2 protein-coding genes and 1 pseudogene are annotated in these 1848 nt (G+C 72.9%); all 3 read left to right on the top strand.

Going from position 1 to position 1848, the window contains the following annotated elements; genetic code table 11:
- A pseudogene (locus AB0C29_RS46390) lies at positions 1 to 512 on the top strand (DUF1015 domain-containing protein); the annotation flags it as partial.
- Positions 512 to 1429 carry an alpha/beta hydrolase gene (locus AB0C29_RS46385; RefSeq protein WP_360834491.1) on the top strand — a complete coding sequence of 306 codons (918 nt, stop codon included), beginning with the start codon at positions 512 to 514 and terminating at the stop codon, positions 1427 to 1429. The pseudogene AB0C29_RS46390 and the gene AB0C29_RS46385, both read left to right, overlap by 1 nt.
- Positions 1430 to 1452: 23 nt before the next feature.
- Positions 1453 to 1848: ribose-5-phosphate isomerase (locus tag AB0C29_RS46380; RefSeq protein WP_360834489.1), on the top strand; the 396-nt coding region annotated here is incomplete at its 3' end.

Raw genomic sequence — 1848 nt, 5'->3', positions numbered from 1 at the left:
CGCGCTACCTGGCCGTCGTCACCACCCCGGCCTCGGTCGCGATCCAGCCCTACAACCGGCTGATCGCCGAGCTCCCGGACGCCGACTTCGTCGCCCGGCTGACCGCGGCCGGTGCCCGGGTCGAGGAGCTGCCGCGCCCCGCGACGGTGCCCACCAAGGGCACGATCGAGCTGTACGCGGCCGGCCGCTCGTACTCGGTGGTCCTGCCCCCGGCGCCGGGCTCGTCCCCGGTGGAAAACCTGGACCACGCCCTGGTGGAGCGGATCCTGCTCGGTGACGTGCTCGGGCTCGACCCGGGCGACAAGCGGGTCTCGTACATCGGCGGTGACTACCCGGCCGAGTGGCTGCGCGGTGAGGTCGACGCCGGCCGGGCCGAGCTGGCCGTGCTGGTCGCCCCGGTCACCGTCGAGGACTTCGTGGCGGTCAACCTGGCCCGGCAGAAGCTGCCCCGCAAGAGCACCTGGTTCACCCCCAAGGCCCGCGGCGGCCTGGTCCTGGCCCAGCTCGACTGATGCTGCACCCCCAGGTCGAGGCGTCACTCGCGATCCGCCGCCGGCCCAGTGCCGAGGTGCTCGCCGCTGACCCGTACGAGCAGCTGCTCTTCGCCCGTCAGGCGATGGAGGAGTCCAACGAGGCCGAGTGCGGCCCGGCCATCCCGCTGCCCGTGGTGGTCGACGTGGACGCCGACGGCGTGCCCTGCCGGCTGTATGCGGCCCGCACCAACGCACCCGTCTTCGTCTACGTGCACGGCGGCGGCTGGTGCTACGGCAGCGTCGAGACGGTGGACCGGCTCTGCCGGCGCATCGCGGACCGCTCGGGCTGCGCGGTCCTGTCGGTCGGCTACCGCCTGGCCCCGGAGCACGTCTTCCCGGCCGCTCTGGAGGACGTCGAGACGGTGCTGGGCTGGGTCCGCAAGGAGGGCGCGGGTCTCGGCGTCGACCCGTCCCGGCTGGCGATCGGCGGGGACAGCTCGGGCGGCCAGCTCGCCACGGTCGCCGCCCGCCGTCAGCGCGACGCCGCCACCCCGCTCGACTACCAGGTGCTGATCTACCCGGCGGTCGACCCGATGACCGCCTCGGAGTCGTACGACGAGGTCGGCGGGCACGGCCTCGACCGGGCGTCGATGCGGCTGGCCTGGGAGGCGTTCGTGCCGGAGCCGGCGCAGCGCTTCAGCCCGGACGTGGCGCCGCTGGCGGTGGCCGACCTGGCCGGCATGCCGCCGACCCTGCTGCTCACCGCGGAGTACGACGTCCTGCGCGACGAGGGCGCCGACTACGCGGATGCGCTGCTCAGCGCCGGGGTGCCGGTGGTCCACGTCCGGTACGCGGGCGTCAACCACGGCTTCGTCCGCAAGCTCGCCCTCTTCGACGCGGCGCGGGCCGCGGCGGACCAGATCGCCGTGAGCCTGCGGGCCGCGCTGACGTTCTGATCGCGGTTTGACAGACTGCGGTCATGCGCGTCTACCTGGGTTCCGATCACGCCGGCTACGAGCTGAAGATGCACCTGGTCAATCACCTCGGCAAGCAGGGCTACGACGTCGTCGACGTCGGACCGCACGTCTACGACCCCGAGGACGACTACCCGGCCTTCTGCCTGGCCACCGGGGCCAAGGTGGTGGCCGACGAGGGCAGCCTGGGCATCGTCATCGGCGGCTCCGGCAACGGCGAGCAGATCGCGGCGAACAAGATCGCCGGCGTCCGCTCGGCGCTGGCCTGGAAGGTCGAGATCGCCCAGCTCGCCCGCCAGCACAACGACTCGAACGTGCTGAGCATCGGCGGCCGCGAGCACACCCTGGACGAGGCCACGGCCATGGCCGAAGCGTTCCTGACGACCCCGTTCTCGGGCAAC

This window comes from Actinoplanes sp. NPDC048791 (assembly GCF_040650095.1).
Taxonomy (GTDB): Bacteria; Actinomycetota; Actinomycetes; order Mycobacteriales; family Micromonosporaceae; genus Actinoplanes.
Note: the sequence above shows the minus strand (reverse complement) of the source record. Positions and strands in the feature narration are given on the sequence as shown.